We start from the raw sequence: 16,821 nt of genomic DNA, 5'->3' as shown, positions 1-16,821 counted from the left end.
ATGGACCGACAATGGCACGACCTGCACAGCCCCGCTTCGCGCGCCAGCCTGTACCTGCGTGCAGCGAGCAAGCGCAAGATCAGCGGCGAGCAACTTCCGCAGGATGGCCTGCGTTGCTTCATCCGGGTTCAGCCGGACAACCTCGGCGCCTATCGGCGGCTCTGCCACTTCCCCGACAACGGGCGGCTGCCGGGTACTTATCCACACATCATGGCCTTCACCCTGCAGCTGCAGTTGATGACTGGCCAAGGCTTCCCTTTCCCGCTGCTGGGCCTGGTGCACCTGCACAACCGCATCGAAGTGCTGCGCCCGCTTGGCGGTGTCGAGGGGCTGCGCTTTGCGGTGTACGCGAATAATCTACAGCCCCATGCCAAGGGCGGCACCTTCGACCTGGTCACCGAGGCTGAAGACAGCATCGGCCTGCTGTGGCGCGAGACCAGCCGCATGCTGGTGCGCAGGCTGAAGCTCGAAGGGGCAACAGCAGAGCCTGCCGAGGGTGAGCCAGCATCACTGCCCGAGGCCACCCGCTGGTACGCCGACAGTGACATCGGTCGGCGCTATGCCAAGGTCTGCGGGGACTACAACCCTATCCACCTCAGCGCCGCCAGTGCGCGGCTGTTCGGCTTCCCTACGGCCATCGCCCATGGCATGTGGAGCAAGGCCATGGCCCTGGCAGCGTTGAACGGGCATCTGCCGCACAGTGGCTATGCCTTCGAAGTGGATTTCCGCAAGCCGGTGCGACTGCCGTCAGAGGTAGTGCTCAGCGCCACCGAGGCGGGGCCTTCGGGTCAGTTACGGCTGGATGGGCATGGCGGCGTGCTGCACATGGTCGGGCGCTGGGATCGGCTTTAGGCGCTTGCTTTGCATCGGGCCTGGGCAGAAGCTATGCAGCATTAGGAGAACCCGATGAATCTGCAAGAACTCACCCAACGCCTGCACCAGATCCGCGACACCAACGACTGGAGAGGTTTCCACAGCCCGAAGAACCTGGCCATGGCCGCCAGCGTCGAAATGGCCGAGCTGGTGGAAATCTTCCAGTGGCTGAGCGAGGACCAGTCGCGCCAGCTGCCAGCCGACCAGCTTGCCCACGCCGGCCAGGAAGTCGGCGATATAGTGCTCTACCTGTTGCTGCTGTGCAGCGAACTGGGCCTGGACATGGACCAGGTGGTGCGGGCCAAGCTGGCCGATAGCGAAAGGCGCTTCGCCCGATGAACGACCGTCACTTCGATGAACTGGCCACCCGCTTCGCCGAGAAGATCTACGGCGGTGCCAAGGGCGCCATCCGCCTGGCCGTGCTGCAGGCCGACCTGGCCGAGGCCCTGCCCGACCGCCCACTGCGCATCCTCGATATCGGCGCCGGGCTGGGCCATATGGCCCTGTGGCTGGCCCAGCGCGGCCATCAGCTGACCTTGGCCGAACCTGCCGCGCCGATGCTCGACGGCGCGCGGGCGCGCTTTGCCGAAGCCGGCCAACCGGCCACCTTCATTCAGGCCCCCTGGCAGGACCTGCTCGGCCTGCTCACCGAGCCCTACGACCTGGTGCTGTGCCACGCCGTGCTCGAATGGCTGGCCGAACCCGAAAGCATCCTGCCTGTGCTGCACCAGCTCACGGCCGCCAACGGCTGGTTGTCACTGGCATTCTACAACCGCGACGCACTGGTCTACCGCAACCTGCTCAAAGGCCACTTCCGTAAGTTGCGCAGCAACCGGCTGGAAGGTGAAAAGCAGAGCCTGACCCCACAGAAACCGCTTGATCCACGTGAACTCAAGGCGCAACTTGATCCTATGTGGCAGGTCGAAAGCGAGAGCGGCGTACGCGTGTTCCACGACTACATGCCCAAGGAATTCCAGGGCAAGGCCGAACTACTCGACCTGCTGGAAATGGAACTCGCCTATCGTCGCCACCCCAGCTTCGCCGGCCTTGGCCGCTACCTGCACTGGGTCTGCCGCCCGCGTTGACCCGCCCGCCGGGAGGAATTAATGCCGTACCGTCTTTTGTGCCTGGCCCTGCTGCCGCTTGCCCTGGCTGGCTGCCAGGGCAGCAACCCGTATGTGGCCAGCAGCCGCCCGCTGCCCCCGGCCCCGGCCCAGGCGGCCAGCACCTTCGATGCCAGTGCCTACCCGGCGCCCTCTCGTGATTACGGTCAGTACCGCAGCTGGAGCTGGCGCAGTGGCCAGCTACCCAGCGGCTCGGCTAATGCCGACCCGGCACAGCTGGCCGATGCCGTAAGCGGCGCGCTCGACCAGCATGGCCTGCGCCCCGCCCGGGGGGGTGCCGGCGATTTGCTGGTCAGCGCCGACATTCGCCTGGAAAAGCGCTTGCGCCAGGTGCGTGACTACGACTCATACGACCCCTACTACGGCCCATCCCCGTATGGCGGTGTCGGTTACGGCGGCTATCGGCATGGCTACGGGGGTTACGCCAGCGTGCCCATCGTGCGCACCTACGAGGTGGAGGTGATGGTGGTGCGCATCGACCTGTTCGACGCCCGCAACGGCCAGCCGGTCTGGAGCGCCAGCGCCGAAAGCGGCAGCGACAAGGACTCGCCGCGCGACCGCGAAAGTGCCCTGCGCGATTCTGTGCACAAGGCGCTCAGCGGCTATCCTCCCAGTTAACGCTTAACGGAGAACCATCATGTTGCGCCGTCTCGTTCTACTGTCATTCGCGTTGTTGCTGGCTGCCTGCTCAAGCAACAACGTTCAGCAGGATTTCGATGCCAGCCGCGATTTCGCCGCCTACCGCAGCTGGGCGTGGCAGGAGCCGGGCCTGCAGTATCGCCCTGACGACCCGCGGATCAAGAGCGACCTGACCGAGCAGCGCATCCGCCAGGCCGTTGCCGACCAGCTCGACCAGCGTGGCCTGCGCCCGGTGCAGGGCGGCGGGCGGCCTGACCTGATGGTGCGCTCTTACCTGATCGTCGAACAGCGCCAGCAGCAGATCACCACCAACTACGGCGGTGGCTGGGGTGGTTACTGGGGCGGCTATTGGGGCGGTCCGATGTATAACGAGACGCGCAGTGTCGATTACAAGGTCGCCACCATCCAGATCGATATGTTCGATGGCCGCGACGGCAAGCTGGTGTGGCGCGGCAGTGCCGAACAGATCATGAACAATTATCCGCCCAGCCCGGAGGAACGCAACAGCGCCATCCAGAGCACCGTGGCCAAGGTGCTGGGCAACTACCCACCAGGGAGCAAGAAATAGCCCTGTAATTCGCTCCTGGCTGATTCGTAGCCCCTGTGGGGGGCGGGTTCAGGCATGTGACAACTACGACAAAATTCATTCCAGGCACGCCTTTTAGCCTTTCCAGCCCACTCGCCTGCCGGTTCCCGTCTATCTTCACTTAAGGAAACCTGACTGACCGGGTAGAAGTGTTCAACATTGGGAAAGGCGAACTGCCCATGCAAAGCATCGTTCTCCTGCTGTGGCTTGCCTTGTGCTCCGAACAGGATGTGCGTCAACGCCAGATCTCCAACCTCCTGACCGTGGGTGTGGCCACCTGCGCCCTGGTCTGGCTGTTTGCCACTGGCCGCACCTGGATCGGCGCCGATGCCAGTGATGCCGGGTGGGCGCTGGCCATCGTCATGCTGCTGACGTTGCCTGGCTACATGCTGGGCCGCTTCGGCGCCGACGACGTCAAGCTGATGGGCGCCCTGGCCCTGGCCACCAGCCCGCAATATGTGCTGGGTACGTTCATCGGGGCCGGGGTCAGCGTGCTGCTGTGGCTGCTCACCCGACGGCGCCTGTGGACCCTGCTCAACCCCAAGGTGAAGAAGCGTTTGCAGGCGCTGACCGAGGAGATGGGGGACAAGCAGGCGTTCGTGCCTTATGTGCTCGCGGGCTTTCTTCTGACAGCCGTATGGATCCAATGAGCTTCACTGCGGTCCGATCTGTTGTACATACCTTGTACATAATCGCTCAGAGCGACTACTTTTATACTGCCAGAGCGTCTGGCCCGGGAGCAGGGCCGTATACGAACAGGGAGTTGATCGTGTCCAGACCAGTGAGTGAAGTGAAGGTGTTGGTCGTTGATGACCAGCCGGTCATTGTCGAACAACTGTGTGAATTCCTCGAAACCAAGGGCTACGCGACCGTATCGGCCCATTCTACTGACGAAGCCATCGAACGTTATGTGGCAGACCCGACCATTGGCCTGGTCATCTGCGATCTGCACATGCCGGATCGGGACGGGATAGACCTGGTACGCGCGCTCAAGCAAGTCGACGGCAGCCAGCGCATGTTCGAGGCCATCATGCTTACCGGACGTGCCGAGAAGCAGGACGTGATCCGCGCGCTACGCGAAGGGTTTGCCGATTATTACCAGAAACCGATGGACCTTGATGAGTTGCTGGAGGGTGTGCGCCGGCAGGAAGAAGCGTTGCTGAAGCGTCAGCGCAACTTCCGCGACCTGGGCGGGTTGAACCAGCGCCTGCAAGACCTGGCCGACTCTGTGGACGAGCTGTATCAGGACCTGGAAAGAGCCCGTGGCCAAGGTGTTCACCGACGTGCCAGTGATGTCGAAGAGCCTGAAAGCGAGCTGCCTGCGGCGTTCGAGAAGCTGTCGCCGCGGCAATTGGAGGTCGCACGCCTGGTCAGCAAGGGCAAGACCAATTACCAGATCGCCTGTGAGCTGGGCATTACCGAAAACACGGTGAAACTGTATGTGTCGCAGGTGTTGCGCCTGACCCACATGCATAACCGTACCCAGCTGGCACTGGCGCTGACGCCGAGTTCATCGCCGGTGCATCAGCGGTTCACCACCCATTGATGTTTGGCAAGTTGCGTTCGCGCTGACAGGTGTTTGCCCTGATGCGATCCCTGTTGGGGGCTGGCCTGCCGCCGATGGCAGCCCCCCCTACAGCTGAACCCCAACACTCAAGCTCACCCGTGGCCCGCGGTCCAAGCTATCCAGCGCCACATCCGCCAGAGGCTTCGCCACCTCCAGCGTCACATTGAAAAAGCGCCTGTCACCAACCCGCACCCCAAGCCCCACCGAAGCCAGATGGGCATCCTGCACCACCCCCCGGTTATGCCAGGCCTGCGCCGCATCTACCAGGACATAGGGCTGCACCAGCGCCAGCCAGCTACTGCGCAGGCTGTAGTTCAACTCGTAAGCCACCCCCCACCCCTTGTCCCCGTCTGCCTGGTCACGTGGATAACCGCGCCCGAAACTCTGCCCGCCAAACCCCGCACGCTCGCTGTCGGGCAGCCGGTCATCACTCCAGTACAACGCCCCGGACACCACCCCCTGCCAATTATCGAACAGCAGGTCGCTCTGCAACCCCGAAAGCCGCAGCCGCAAAAAATCCAGATCGTAATCGGCATCGCTGCGCCCGCCCAGGTAATCCAGGCCTTGATACACACCAGCACTGACGATACGCAAACGCCCCCCTTGCGCCTCGCGCCAGTCGCCTTCGAACGACAGTGCACGTACATAGGTGGCGTACTTCCCTGATGATGGCGGACCTTCCCCCTGGTCCTCAACATGCTCGCTGACCGAATACAAATGCCCCTGCAGCGCCATCCACTCCCCTGGCCTGACAATTACCGGCTGGCGCAAGCCAATCTCGAAACGCTCGCTGTCGCGCTTGCGCAAGATGTCCAGGCCATCGTCCAGGCGAATACGCGTGCCAGGCTCGCTGCGGTAGCGTGAAGCCGACAGCAGCAGCTGGCTGCCGGCGGCGTCCAGGTACTGGCTGTAGTCCAGGCGCTGGTAATGGACATGGTCATCTCCAGCGGGCAGCAGCAGGCTGGCGGTAAGTTGTTCGGCAAAGCGGGTCTGGGCATTGCTGGTGGCTGTGAACAGCGCCTGCGCAGCTTCACGGTTTGACTGCGCGAAGGTAACACCAGCGCCAAACGGCTTGCGCCGCGCGTGCACAGTCAGCCGGGCAGCACCATCAACGGCCTGTGCCACGGCCAGTTCGGCATCTATCGCCACGCCAGGAATGCGCTCGGCCAGCCCCAGATAGCGCTCCAGCGTTTCCTGGGTCAACGGGCGCTCCGCCTCAAGTTGCACCAGCAGTTGCTGCAGATAGTCGCTGGCCGGGCCAATATCGCCGTCCACGCGGTAGTCCCGGATATAACCTTCCACCAGCACCACATTGATGCGCCCCTCGGCCACATCCTGTGGCGGCAAGTAGGCATAAGAAAGCGGGTAGCCCGCCTGGCGATAGTGCTGGGTCAGGCGCCGGGTGTATTGCTGCAGTTCGCCAAGGGTGATCTCGCGCCCGATCAGCGGCTGATAGTGCTCGCGCAGGTCGCTCAAGGAGAACACCGTGCCGCCCTCGAAGCGCACCTTGTGCAGCACCAGCCGCGTCTCTACAGGTGCCCAGGCATGGCGATGGTCGTCCGCGATGGCTAGCCGCGGGCTCGAGCTGACAGGGCGATAGGCATCCGTGGGCAGGTTGGTACTGGGCAGGCGACGTTCGTATTCATGGCTGTCGAAGAACACCGGCAACGGCCCGGCCTGGGCCGCAAGCGCCCAGGGCAGCAACAGTAGGGGCACGGCCAGTGGACGCATAGGGCGCTCCATGTTCCCTTGAATTGCGGGCGCCAGCCGCTCACGCCCGTCACCTGCAAGCGTAGGTGCTGGCCCGGCTGCCGTCGAACGCCTGATCGCTGAGCCGGAACACCACCCGCGCTGTATCCCCGCTTTCAGGTTTCGTCATGGCGTGCAGAAAAACGGGTTTACACTGGACGGGTTGGCATGTCTCTCACGCCACCCCTTATGTGAAGCATCACGCTCTTAAGGCCCTCTGCCGGGAAGCTACGCATGAACAGTCCGTCGTCTTTCACGGAGAAATGAACAAACCCGCCCGATAATTGTGTGTCGACGATTGCCTGCGTCACCTCCAACGCGACAGCATCACCCAAGCACCCCCAGTTGAAGCGATCTGCTTTCGCCATTACCTCGGCTTGGGCTGTTATATGAATACTGTCTTGAAGGCCGTCCTCTATAATCCAGGCCTTCAAGTACTCAGTAAACTTGGTAGCTTGGCCATGCAGGGTCTCAGGATGCAGCGCTAGCGAGGACTGGGCATTTCTCAAAGGGGTACTGCCGACAGACGGCCGGGATAGCCGCGGCAAAGAGCTGGAGCGCTTGACCCTTCCTCGATTCCTTCCTGAAATATCAAGGTAGTTGACAGGATCACCGGCACAGTAGGCGTATGCATTCACTCCCCCCTCGGCAAACGGGCTTTGCTGATCAGGTGAGGCGAAGCGGAAAATACCGGGATGGTAGAGGCGATGCCCATTACCCAGGAGGTAACCATTAAGCGGTCGGTGATGCAGTTGGCCGACAAATCTGACTTCCTCTTGGACGCTACCCCCAGCGCTTTCATGACCATATGGTGTATAGACCAAAGACACTGCGATGCTGTGCGGGTTGCCAACAGGTATGGCGCTTTCAGCGTCAGATTCCGCTGACTTCATAGCATTCATAGACTAGATAGCCATCAGGAGAGTTTCACGCCTGACACTAAGATTTACAGAGGCCGTGAACAACTGTCAGAAATACTAGCTGTCGGGCGCTCGCCAGTAATACACGGCATCACTCGCTGACCTGCAACATCACCCGCGCCGTCTCGCCGCTTTCATCCAGTGCACTAAGCTCGGCCTGCCCGACCTGCGGCAAGCGCAGCAGCAAGCTGTCTTGCCCCTGGGTTTCCCCCAATGGCTGGCCATTGAGGAACCACCAGCGCCGCCCGCCACCGCCCAGGGCCGACACATGCAACTGCAGCGGCTCGCTGCTGGTGACCGGGCGACGCAAGTTGTCGCCCGGGCGCACGCCGACGATTGACAGCGGTGGCGCGCTGGCCGTCACTTGCGCTGGGCAGGCCGGGTCGATGGCCGGCAGCCGTGCCGCGCGCCGCTCGACCCGGGGCAGCCAAGGCTCAAGCGGCGCCGGCCAAAGGGCGATATCGCGGGCCTTGGCACCCGGGCAACTGCTATCCACGCGCAGCCCCTGGTCGTTGACCCACACACTTTCGCGCAAACCCAGCCCCAAGGGCTGGTCGGCGGCCTGTAGGGTCGGCGGTGTGGTGCCGTCCAGGGTCCAGGCAAAGCGCTGACGTCGGCAGTTGGGGTCCTTCCTGCTCATCGGCTGGCCCAAAGGCCAACAGATCGCCGCCACCCCGACATTTGCCGGCACCCGTTCGACCGGCACACTGATGCCACGCTGGCTGTCACGGTTGCTCAGCAGGTCGTGCACCTGCAGCATCAGCGGCGCCGCCGAAGCCAGGCCGAACTGGCCGGGCACCGGCGTGCCGTCGGGGCGGCCGATCCATACGCCGATCAGGTAGCGCGGGCCAACGCCAATCGACCAGGCATCGCGAAAGCCGTAACTGGTGCCGGTCTTCCAGGCCAGTTGCGGGCGCTGCACCAACTCGGCATGCGGGTCACGGTCCGGGCGGGCCTGGCCACTGAGGATGCGCCGGATGATCCACGCCGCCCCTGGCGACAGCAGGCGGCGTTCGACCAGCGGGTCCTGCGGTTGCAGGCGCACCCGGGCACTGTTGCCACCCCGTGCCAGCGCCGCATACCCGCCAACCAGTTCCTCCAGCCGGCTACCGGCGCCGCCAAGGATCAGCGACAGGTTGGGCTCGGCCAACGGCGGGAGTATCAGCGGCATGCCCGCCATGCGCAGTTGCGCGGCAAAGCGTTTGGGGCCGTAAGCTTCCAGCAATTGCACCGCCGGCAGGTTGAGCGACAGCGCCAAGGCCGAACTGGCCGAAACCGGCCCGCTGAAACCCATCGAGAAATTGCCGGGGCGGTAGTCGCCGTAGCGCCGTGGCACATCCTGCAACAGCGATTCGGAATGGATCAGGCCATCATCCAGCGCCATGCCGTAGAGGAAGGGCTTGAGGGTCGAGCCGGGCGAGCGCAATGAGCGCACCATGTCCACATGCCCGAAGCGGCGTTCGTCAGCCAGGTCTATAGAGCCGAGATAGGCACGCACCGCCATGGTCTGCGCCTCGACCACCACAATGGCTGCGGACGTGCGCTCTGGCAGACGTGCGCGCCAACCCAGCAGCAAGTCTTCAAGGCGTCGCTGCAGCGCGGCATCGAGCGTGGTGCGGATCAGCGGCGGGCTGTCGGCGCTGTTCAGGCGCCGGGCCAGCAACGGCGCCAGGGCCGGTTCCTGGCGGGGCGCCAGCACCAGAGGTTCCTCGGCGGCCTCGCGGATTTGCTGTTCAGGCCACACCTGGTATTCGGCCAGGCGCTGCAGCACCTTGTCCCGGGCGCGCTGGGCGCGCTCGGGATGACGGTCGGGGCGCAGGCGGCTGGGCGCCTGGGGCAGTACCGCCAGCAGCGCCGCTTCGGCGGGGCTAAGGTGCATGGGCGACTTGCCCAAGTATGCCCAGCTGGCCGCCGCAACACCCTGCAAGGTACCGCCGAAGGGCGCACGGTTCAGGTATATCTGCAGGATGTCACGTTTGGACAAATGCCATTCCAGCTGCGCCGTACGCCACAGCTGCCGCAGTTTCCCGGCCAGGGTACGGTCATGCGGGTCGAGCAGGCGCGCCACCTGCATCGACAGCGTGCTGCCGCCCGACACCACACGCCCGCCCCGCAGGTTCAGCCAGGCAGCGCGTGCCAGCGCGAACGGGTTGACCCCCGGATGGCTGTAGAACCAGCGGTCCTCGTAGGTCAGCAAGGCCTGCAGGTACAACGGCGAAACCTGGTCAGGGCTCACCGGGTAGCGCCAGACACCCTCGGCATCGGCAAAGCGCCACAGTGGCGTACCGTCCTCGGCCAGCACCACCCGGGCCAGGTCGTCGCCCGGCAGTGGCAGCGGCCAGATACGGTCGGCCAGCCAGACCAGGCCGAACAGCACCAGCATGCCGATCGCCATGGCGCGCAACAGCTTGCCCGCACGGGTGCGTGGCCGCGCTAAGCTTGGCATCGGGAACCGACCTGGCCAGCGAATGGCCAAAGGCTTGGGAACGGCAGACTCGCCGATTCGTTCATCAGGAAGCAACTATGCATGTAGAAGGTTTTTTCGAGTGGCTGGGCCAGGCACTGGGGTCGTTGATCCGCATCATCGTCGACGCTTTGAGCGGGCTATTCAACCTGCTGGCCAATGCCGGTGGCAATTTCATCGACGGCCTGGCGCGCACCTTGGGCATGGACACCTCGCTGGTCAGCATCCTGGCCCTGATCATCGGCCTGATGCTGCTGTACTCGGCCATCCGCGCGTTCATGCGCGCCTCGATCATCCTTGGGATCATCTGGCTGGTGCTGGGACTGTGGGTGATGAGCTGGGTGATTCACTGAAAGCCGAAGCGACATCTTTTGTATGAGCAGCCTTGTGCTGCGAAGAGGCCGGTACTGCTAGCTCCCTTTTCATGGGGCTTACCGGCCTCTTCGCAGCACGAGGCTGCTCATGTGCAGCTTTCGCCTTAGCGGGCCTTGACGATCATCTCCCCTTGCCCATCCCCCACCGCCTGCAGGTTCGGCCGGTACATCGACTCGACCTGCGGCGGCGGCACGCGGTACGTGCCCGGGGTCACCGCCCGCGCCAGGTACAGCAGGTGGGTGGTGCCGTAGCCGTCGAGTTTCAGCGCGGCGACGTAACGGTCATCACGGTATTCCTGGTGCACCACGCTGGCGTTCTGCATCGACTCGCGCCATTCCTTCACCGCGCTGCTGGCGTTATCCAGGCTGGCGGCACTTTGTGCCAGGTTCTGGTTTTCCAGCTCCAGGCCTGCCGGCAGCAGGTCCACCACCAGCGCATCCGGCACACGCTCTTCGGCCTTGAGTGCCAGGTGCACCAGTACCAGGTCGCCACTGCGCAGGTTGTGCAGGTCCAGCGGTTGGCCATTCATGCCCAGATACTCACGACGGATCTGCAGCCCGTTGCCGCCGGCCGCAGGCGCCTGGCGTGGGTAACCGGACAAGGTCAGTTGCTGGTACAACGTTTCGCTGCCCTGGTTCTGCACACTTAGCGGCGAGGCCAGCAAAGGGCCTTCCAGCTTCATGCCAGCCTCGGCATTGTTGAACTCGCGCACCTCGCCAGCGCTGTCCAGGCGGGCCTGCCACTTGCCTTCGGGCTTGCCCAGCAGGCCGCGCCCGGCAAGGAACAGGGCATTGCGCTCCTGGGTCGACAGCCAGCGGTTGGCCGCCAGTTCATCCGACAAGGCGAACAGGCGCTGATCGACCTGGCTGCTGGCCAGGTTGCTCTCCTGCAGCAGCGCCAGAATCAGCGCCTGGTCGCGCAGCGCACTGCCGTAGTCGGCCATCCAGCCTTTGCCGCGGCTGATACCCAAGCCAGCCTGCAACGCCTGTTCGGCACGCGGCTTGTCACCCATCTTGTCCAGCGCCACCGCCAGCTGCACCAGCGGCAGGCCAGAGCGGGCGTCGGCGCGGCGCTCGAACAGGCCACGCAGGGCGCCCAGCGGCGCCTGCTGGCTGCGCGACAGCACCAGCGCCGCATAGGCCTGCACGGCAAAGCGGGTATGGTCGGCGTTTTCGCTGTAGTCAACTTCGATCAGGTTACGCTCCTGCAGGTAGCGCAGCAGGCGCTCGCTGGCCTTCTTCAGCGCTTCGGCCGGCACGCCATAACCCTGCTCACGGGCACGCAGGAGGAAATCGGTGACGTAGGCGGTCAGCCAGTACTCTTCTTCGCTGTCCGAGCTCCACAGGCCAAAGCTGCCGTTGTAGCGCTGCATGCCCAGCAGGTGCTCGATGCCCATTTCGATCTTGCGTTTGCGCACATCCGCCGGTTCGCCCTTGATGCCCAGGCGCTTGAGGCTGTCGGCATCGGCATACAGCGACGGGTAAAGGCCGCTGGTGGTCTGTTCCAGGCAACCGTAGGGGTAGGCTTCGAGGGCGCGGATCTGCTCGGCCAGGTTCAGCGGCGGCCGGCTCGACAAGGCCAGGCTGGCTTCCAGGCCGGCGGGTTCGAAGGCGGCCAGGTCGGCTTCGGGCAATGTCCACGGCTGGTCCTTCAAGGCCACGCGGTAGTGCTTGAGCATCGCCGGGTAGGCCGGGCGCACGCCCAACGTCCACTCGCGTTCGAACGCGGTGGCCGGTTCGTTCGGTAATTGCAGGCCAGTGACGCGCACGTGCACCTTGCCCTGCCCCAGCCCACCCTGGGCCTGTACCGGGATCATCAGCGTCGAGCGCTGGCCCTCGGCCAGGGCAACGTTTTGCACAGCATTGGTGGCCAGGCTCAGCTGCCCTTCAGTGCTGATGTCCACATTCAACTGCTGGGCGCGGCCCGACAGGTTGGCCAGGTCCAGCGCCAGGCTGGTACGGTCACCACCGGCCAGGAAGCGCGGGGCCGACAGCTCGGCAATCAGTGGCGCGGCAACCACCGTCTTGCCTTCGGCCATGCCGAAATGCTCCTCGGTCCAGGCCTGGGCCATCAGCCGCAGCTCGCCATTGAAGTCAGGAATATCGACCGTGGCCTGGCCCTCGCCCTTGTCGTCCAGGGTAACGGGCAGGCTCTGCTGGGCAACGATGGTCACCGTGGTGTTGGGGCGCTTGCCGCCCTTGGCCATGGCCGCATCACCGCCAAATGCCAGGCTGGCCAGGCGGCCCTGGCCGGCTTCGATCAGCTGGCCATAAATGTCCAGCTGGTCGGCGCCGTAGGCTTTGCGCCCGAACAGGCTGGCGAACGGGTCGGGGGTCTTGAAGTCGGTGATGTTGAGAATGCCCACGTCCACTGCCGACAACAGCACGTGTACTTGCTTTGGCACGCTGCCATCGGCGTTGGCGGCCTTGAACTTCACGGTCAGCGGCTGTTTGGGGCGCATTTTTTCCGGCGCCTGCAGGCTCAGCGCCAACTTGCGTTCAGCCCTGTCCAGCGGCAGGTGCAACACGCCGACGGCGCGTTTGGGCGTGGCGTTGGCCTTGCGCTCGCCGGGGCGAATCACCAAGGCGCTGATGTACAGGTCATGGCGGGCCCAGGCCTTGTCCAACGGCACGTCGAAGGCCTTGCCTTCGGCGGGCACGTCGATCTCCTGCCACCACAGCGGGCCATCACTGGATTCGATCATCAGGTAACCGGTACCGGCAGCAGGTGGCGTAACGGTAACCTTGGCCGTGGCGCCGTCAGCGTAGGACGGCTTGTCCAGCGCCAGCTTGACCTGGTCCGGGCGCACCGCGCCGCCTTCGGCGTTGTCCTGGGCACGGTAACCGGCCCAGAAGCGCTCGCTGGAAACCAGGCCCGTCTGCGGGTCTTCCACCTCGACCCGGTAAGGCCCCCACTCCACCTGGAAGCTGAGCTTGGCTGTGGAGCCGGCCTTGACGCTGATGGTCTCCTCGCTCTGGGTGAGGAATTTCTCGTTGTAGGCGTAGCTCCAGCCATCGCTCTGCGAGTAGTTCCAGTAGTAGTCGCGGCGTTCGCGAATCAGCCTTACCTTGAGGTCGTTGGCCGCCAGCTTGTTGCCGTCGGGGTCGGCCACCAGGAACTCGAATTCAACCGGCCCGTCACTGTCGGTTTCCTCGCCATCGAACAGCCCGCGCAGGCCTGGCAGGCGTTCACCGGGCCAGATCGGCTGTTCCAGCCGCCGGGTGATCGGTCGGCCACCAGACTCCTGCAGGCTGGCCTGTACGGTCAGCTGCAGTGGCGAGCGGGCTTCGGCCCAGCGGCTTTCAATATCCAGTACAGCCTTGCCAGCTTGGTCGAGGGTCACTTCGTCCAGCTCCAGGTCCTGGTTCAACTCGGTTTCGCTCACCGAGCCGAACTGGTAGCCAGGCAACGCCGGCACCGCCTCGCGCAGCGGGCGCACATAGGCCTGGCCACTCAGGCGATTGCCAGCGGCCGGGGCGCCATAGAGGTAGCGGCCATTGACCTGGATGCGGGCATTCTCGTCAGGCGAAAGCGGTGTGCTGCTGCCCTTCAGCTCCAGCGCCAGGCGCTCGGGCAGGAAGTCTTCGACCAGGAACTCGTACACCTGCTTGCGCCCGCCGCCCAGGTCGAGCAGCAGTTGCCAGCGACCGGTCGGCGCCTCGCTGGCCAGTTGCAACTGGTACTGGTACAGGCCACTGGCATCAGCTTCCCAGACGAACTTGCGGCTGACCTGCTCATCCGGTCGGCGCACTTCGACGCTTACCGGTTGGGCCTTGACCGGCTTGCCGTCCTGGTCGCGCAGCAGGCCGTTGAGCAGCACTGTCTCACCCGGGCGATACAAGTCGCGCGGGCCGAAAATGAACAACTGCAGCGGGTTGGCCAGCGGCCCGGTGATGTCGAACTCGGCCAGGTCCAGTGCGGCGGTATTCAAGCGCAGCAGCGTGGTGTTGACGCCTTGGGTGGCGATCAGGGTGTCGGCCTTCGGCGAGATCGGCAGTTGCGCATGGCCCTTGCCGTCGGTAGTGGCCTGGGCCAGCAACTTGCCTTTCTCGTCATGGATTTCCAGGTTGACCCCGTTCATCGCCTTGCCGCCTTCCAGGGCTTGAGCGAATACGTCGAGGCGGTCGCGGTAGCGATGCGCCGAAACCCCGATGTCGCTGAGGGTGAACAAGGTTGCCGGCTGCGAGTAGTCGTAGGTGCCCGAGGCGCGCATTACCGCCAGGTACACGCCCGCTTCCTGCAGCGGCTTGATGCCGGCAATTGGCAGCAGCACCGTCTCGCGGGTGTTGCGCGCGGGGTTGAGGTCGAAGCGGCCGCTGTAGACCAGCTCGGCCATGTCCAGGGTTTCCTTGGACTGGTAGTAGTACAGGCTGCTGTTGCGCCCCCAGCTGGCCAGGAAGCTCGAGAGCATGGCCGGCTTGACGCGGAAGAACTCGACATCGACCTTGTCGACGTTCAGGGCAATGACCGGTAACCCCTCAGCCAGGCGCGTGGGCAGCAGCGAGCCGCGGCTGGCAAAGCCGATGGTCGGCTGCATGTCGCGGGTTTCCAGGCGGGTGATCGATTCGCTGTCCAGCTGCTTGCCGTTGACTGCCAGCAGGCCTTTGTCGACGGTCAGTACCAGCTTGCGCTGCGGCTCCAGGTGGCGCAGGCGCAGTTCCATCTGGTTGTCGGAGAGTTCCCAGGCGCCGTCGAGCTTGCCTTTGACGGTGTCGACCAGGTGCACCTTGCTGGCCAGGTCCTGCTTGGCATCCAGCGGCGCAGAGAAGCTGATCGACAGCGTGGCTGCGCCGTCGAGCTGCACTTCCGACACATCCAGCACGCTGAGCTCGCGGCCCTCGTAGCGCTTGGCGAGTGCGGCCGGGTCTTCGCGCCTGGCTGCCGGGGCTTCGGCCGGCGTGGTGGCCAGCGGTTTTTCGGCGGGCGCCGGTTTGTCCGGCGTCGAAGAGTCACAGGCACCGAGCAAAGCCAGCGCGCAGGCCAGCAACAATCCTTTGTTGAACATGGAGTATGAACTCTTGGGCAGCGTGTACGTGAGGGGGGCAACTATAGCTCGCTGAGACCATGTTCGCGCGAATTGGTTGCCTGGCCGTTACACTGTGGCCATTCCGAAAAGCGGGGGCGCGAGCCTGCTCCTGATCGATCAAGGACTCCAATGCTGCAACTGACCACCGACTGGCGCCACCGCCCCACCCACCACAAGGTCTGGGCGCTGGCCGCACCGATGATCCTGTCCAACATCTCCGTGCCTTTGGTCGCCCTGGTCGACAGCACCGTCATCGGCCACCTCCCCCACGCCCACCAGCTGGGGGCGGTGGCCGTGGGCGCGACGATGTTCACCTTCATGGTCGGCCTGATGGGCTTCCTGCGCATGGGCTCCACCGGCTTCGCCGCCCAGGCCGCCGGCCGTGGGGACGGCGCGGCGCTGCGCCAGGTGCTGGTGCAAGGGCTGCTGCTGGCGTTCGGCTTCGCCATGCTGATCGGCCTGCTGGCGCTGCCCTTCAGCCAGCTGGCACTGCACGCCATGCAACCCAGTGCGGCCCTGCAGCAAGCTACCGAAGACTTCTTCCACACCCGCCTGCTCGGCCTGCCTGCGGCACTGGCCAGCTACGCGCTGGTCGGCTGGTTCCTGGGCACGCAGAACGCCAGGGCGCCGCTGGCCATCCTGCTAACCACCAACCTGCTGAACATCGCCTTGAACCTGTGGTTCGTGCTTGGCCTGGATTGGGGCGTGCTGGGTTCGGCACGGGCGTCGGTGATTGCCGAGTGGAGCGGCGCCCTGCTTGGCCTGGCCCTGACCCGCCCGGCCCTGCGCGCCTACCCGGGGCATATCGTATGGACGGCGCTGAAGCGCTGGCAGGCCTGGCGCCCGCTGCTGGCGGTAAACCGCGACATCTTTCTGCGCAGCCTGGCGCTGCAGTTGGTGTTCCTGCTGATCACGGTGCAAGGCGCGCGCCTGGGTGAGGCCACCGTGGCGGCCAATGCCCTGCTGCTCAACGGCCTGTTGCTGACGGCCTATGCCCTTGACGGGCTGGCCCACGCGGTGGAGGCCCTGTGCGGCCACGCCATCGGCGCTCGTCACCGCGACACCTTGCGCCGCTCGCTGGTAGTGGCCTGCGGCTGGTCGCTGATCACCAGCCTGGGCTTCGCCGGGTTGTTCCTGCTGGGTGGGCACCTGTTCATCGACCTGCAGACCGACATCGAGAGCGTGAGGGCCGCAGCCTATCCGTACCTGCCGTACCTGGCGCTGCTGCCGTTGATCGCGGTGTGGAGTTACCTGCTGGACGGGCTGTTCATCGGCGCGACCCGGGCGCGGGAGATGCGCAACGCAATGCTGGTGTCGTTGTTGATTGCGCTGCCGGTTGCGCTGGCCATGAGCGGAATGGGCAACCATGGGTTGTGGTTGGCGTTTCTGGTGTTCATGGCGCTGCGCGCAGGGACGCTGGGGTGGGTGGGGTGGCGGTTGCAGCAGAGCGATCGTTGGCTGGGATGATTGGCCACAGGAGATCGTTATCCTTTGTAGG

The 16,821-nt window shown here is 64.6% G+C and carries 13 protein-coding genes; 9 read left to right on the top strand and 4 right to left on the bottom strand.

Going from position 1 to position 16,821, the window contains the following annotated elements:
• From AC5O5R_RS02955 to AC5O5R_RS02925, 7 genes are all read left to right on the top strand, one after another.
• Positions 1-852: a MaoC family dehydratase gene (locus tag AC5O5R_RS02955; protein ID WP_494514948.1), complete on the top strand. Its 852-nt coding sequence runs from the start codon at positions 1-3 to the stop codon at positions 850-852.
• Positions 853-906: 54 nt separating this feature from the next.
• Positions 907-1,212, top strand: coding sequence for a MazG-like family protein (locus AC5O5R_RS02950; protein ID WP_172230121.1), 306 nt, complete (start codon positions 907-909; stop codon positions 1,210-1,212).
• A complete protein-coding gene (locus tag AC5O5R_RS02945; RefSeq protein ID WP_172230124.1) occupies positions 1,209-1,958 on the top strand; it encodes a methyltransferase domain-containing protein in 750 nt (249 codons plus the stop codon). Before AC5O5R_RS02950 ends, AC5O5R_RS02945 begins: the two co-directional genes overlap by 4 nt.
• Positions 1,959-1,979: 21 nt before the next feature.
• A complete protein-coding gene (locus AC5O5R_RS02940) occupies positions 1,980-2,615 on the top strand; it encodes a DUF4136 domain-containing protein (RefSeq protein WP_172230127.1) in 636 nt (211 codons plus the stop codon).
• A gap of 19 nt (positions 2,616-2,634) precedes the next feature.
• Positions 2,635-3,204 (top strand): DUF4136 domain-containing protein, encoded by a 570-nt coding sequence (locus AC5O5R_RS02935; RefSeq protein WP_172230130.1) that lies wholly within the window; start codon positions 2,635-2,637, stop codon positions 3,202-3,204.
• 197 nt (positions 3,205-3,401) lie between these two features.
• A complete protein-coding gene (locus AC5O5R_RS02930) occupies positions 3,402-3,872 on the top strand; it encodes a prepilin peptidase (protein ID WP_172285717.1) in 471 nt (156 codons plus the stop codon).
• 119 nt (positions 3,873-3,991) lie between these two features.
• On the top strand, positions 3,992-4,768 hold the full coding sequence (locus AC5O5R_RS02925) for a helix-turn-helix domain-containing protein (protein ID WP_494514947.1): 777 nt from the start codon (positions 3,992-3,994) through the stop codon (positions 4,766-4,768).
• Between the two features lie 87 nt (positions 4,769-4,855).
• Here AC5O5R_RS02925 and AC5O5R_RS02920 read toward each other — a convergent pair whose 3' ends face one another.
• From AC5O5R_RS02920 to pbpC, 3 genes are all read right to left on the bottom strand, one after another.
• The gene (locus AC5O5R_RS02920; protein ID WP_494514946.1) at positions 4,856-6,520 is read right to left on the bottom strand and encodes a ShlB/FhaC/HecB family hemolysin secretion/activation protein; all 1,665 of its coding nucleotides are present in this window, start codon (positions 6,518-6,520) and stop codon (positions 4,856-4,858) included.
• 167 nt (positions 6,521-6,687) lie between these two features.
• Positions 6,688-7,440, bottom strand: a complete 753-nt coding sequence (locus AC5O5R_RS02915) for an RHS repeat-associated core domain-containing protein (protein ID WP_494514945.1) — start codon at positions 7,438-7,440, stop codon at positions 6,688-6,690.
• A 109-nt stretch (positions 7,441-7,549) separates the two neighbouring features.
• Positions 7,550-9,904, bottom strand: coding sequence for a peptidoglycan glycosyltransferase PbpC (gene pbpC / locus AC5O5R_RS02910; RefSeq protein ID WP_494514944.1), 2,355 nt, complete (start codon positions 9,902-9,904; stop codon positions 7,550-7,552).
• Positions 9,905-9,981: 77 nt separating this feature from the next.
• Here pbpC and AC5O5R_RS02905 point away from each other — a divergent pair, with 77 nt between their 5' ends.
• Positions 9,982-10,275: a hypothetical protein gene (locus AC5O5R_RS02905; protein ID WP_172228263.1), complete on the top strand. Its 294-nt coding sequence runs from the start codon at positions 9,982-9,984 to the stop codon at positions 10,273-10,275.
• A 125-nt stretch (positions 10,276-10,400) separates the two neighbouring features.
• On the opposite strand, the gene AC5O5R_RS02900 is transcribed toward AC5O5R_RS02905, so the two are convergent.
• Entirely contained in the window at positions 10,401-15,302 is a 4,902-nt protein-coding gene (locus tag AC5O5R_RS02900) for an alpha-2-macroglobulin family protein (protein ID WP_494514943.1), read from the bottom strand.
• 150 nt (positions 15,303-15,452) lie between these two features.
• Here AC5O5R_RS02900 and AC5O5R_RS02895 point away from each other — a divergent pair, with 150 nt between their 5' ends.
• A complete protein-coding gene (locus AC5O5R_RS02895) occupies positions 15,453-16,790 on the top strand; it encodes an MATE family efflux transporter (RefSeq protein WP_494514942.1) in 1,338 nt (445 codons plus the stop codon).
• Positions 16,791-16,821 lie beyond the last annotated feature (31 nt).

This window comes from Pseudomonas sp. 8_5_2 (genome assembly GCF_059295255.1).
Note: the sequence above shows the minus strand (reverse complement) of the source record. Positions and strands in the feature narration are given on the sequence as shown.

Bases quoted from the DNA above. Each gene is read 5' to 3' on its own strand.
- AC5O5R_RS02955 (WP_494514948.1), top strand. From the start codon at position 1: ATGGACCGACAATGGCACGACCTGCACAGCCCCGCTTCGCGCGCCAGC.
- AC5O5R_RS02950 (WP_172230121.1), top strand. From the start codon at position 907: ATGAATCTGCAAGAACTCACCCAACGCCTGCACCAGATCCGCGACACC.
- AC5O5R_RS02945 (WP_172230124.1), top strand. From the start codon at position 1,209: ATGAACGACCGTCACTTCGATGAACTGGCCACCCGCTTCGCCGAGAAG.
- AC5O5R_RS02940 (WP_172230127.1), top strand. From the start codon at position 1,980: ATGCCGTACCGTCTTTTGTGCCTGGCCCTGCTGCCGCTTGCCCTGGCT.
- AC5O5R_RS02935 (WP_172230130.1), top strand. From the start codon at position 2,635: ATGTTGCGCCGTCTCGTTCTACTGTCATTCGCGTTGTTGCTGGCTGCC.
- AC5O5R_RS02930 (WP_172285717.1), top strand. From the start codon at position 3,402: ATGCAAAGCATCGTTCTCCTGCTGTGGCTTGCCTTGTGCTCCGAACAG.
- AC5O5R_RS02920 (WP_494514946.1), bottom strand. From the start codon at position 6,520: ATGCGTCCACTGGCCGTGCCCCTACTGTTGCTGCCCTGGGCGCTTGCG.
- AC5O5R_RS02915 (WP_494514945.1), bottom strand. From the start codon at position 7,440: ATGAATGCTATGAAGTCAGCGGAATCTGACGCTGAAAGCGCCATACCT.
- pbpC (WP_494514944.1), bottom strand. From the start codon at position 9,904: ATGCCAAGCTTAGCGCGGCCACGCACCCGTGCGGGCAAGCTGTTGCGC.
- AC5O5R_RS02905 (WP_172228263.1), top strand. From the start codon at position 9,982: ATGCATGTAGAAGGTTTTTTCGAGTGGCTGGGCCAGGCACTGGGGTCG.
- AC5O5R_RS02900 (WP_494514943.1), bottom strand. From the start codon at position 15,302: ATGTTCAACAAAGGATTGTTGCTGGCCTGCGCGCTGGCTTTGCTCGGT.
- AC5O5R_RS02895 (WP_494514942.1), top strand. From the start codon at position 15,453: ATGCTGCAACTGACCACCGACTGGCGCCACCGCCCCACCCACCACAAG.